We start from the raw sequence: 568 nt of genomic DNA on the forward strand, positions 1-568 counted from the left end.
GTGTACGAGAATCCGCCGAGCACCGCGACGCCGTTGGCCGCCGACAAGGCCTGCGTGTTGACCGTGCTGACCGCACCATTGTCCATCACCGGCGTCGACGCCGCCGGCGGGTAGGTGAAAGCCCGCACGCTGGTCAGCTTCTTGACCGACCCGACGTCGGAGACATACAGGAAGGTGCCGTCCGACCCGAGGCCGTTGATGTTGGTGAGCTTGGTCGCGGCGATGATGTTGCCCGTGCCGTTTGCCTTCTCGATGCGGGTCAGGGTCGGGTAGGTCTCGCCGGGTGTCCACAGGTTGGCGTAGAGGTAGCTGCCGACCGAAAGCAGTGCGGTGGGGTTGCGTCCCGCGGTCGCCACGGCTCGGGTTTCGATGATCGCCCCATTCCCGTGGTCGATCTTGAACAGGGTGTCGTTGGTGATGATCCAGACGTAGTCGTCGTCCGCGGCGAGCGCCCCGGTGTGGCCGGTGTGCAGGACATCGCGGGCACCGCTGTTCAGGTCGATGCGGGCAAGGCCGCCGTAGGTGTTGTCGACGGTGTACATGTACTGCCCGGCGATCGCCACCGAGG

1 protein-coding gene is annotated in these 568 nt (G+C 65.8%); it reads right to left on the reverse strand.

Annotated features, from left to right (window positions below; genetic code table 11):
* Positions 1 to 568: hypothetical protein (locus tag ACFQV6_RS44380; protein ID WP_378033762.1), on the reverse strand; the 568-nt coding region annotated here is incomplete at both ends.

Origin of the sequence: Actinoplanes sp. GCM10030250, from assembly GCF_042666575.1 — a bacterium.
Taxonomy (GTDB): Bacteria; Actinomycetota; Actinomycetes; order Mycobacteriales; family Micromonosporaceae; genus Actinoplanes.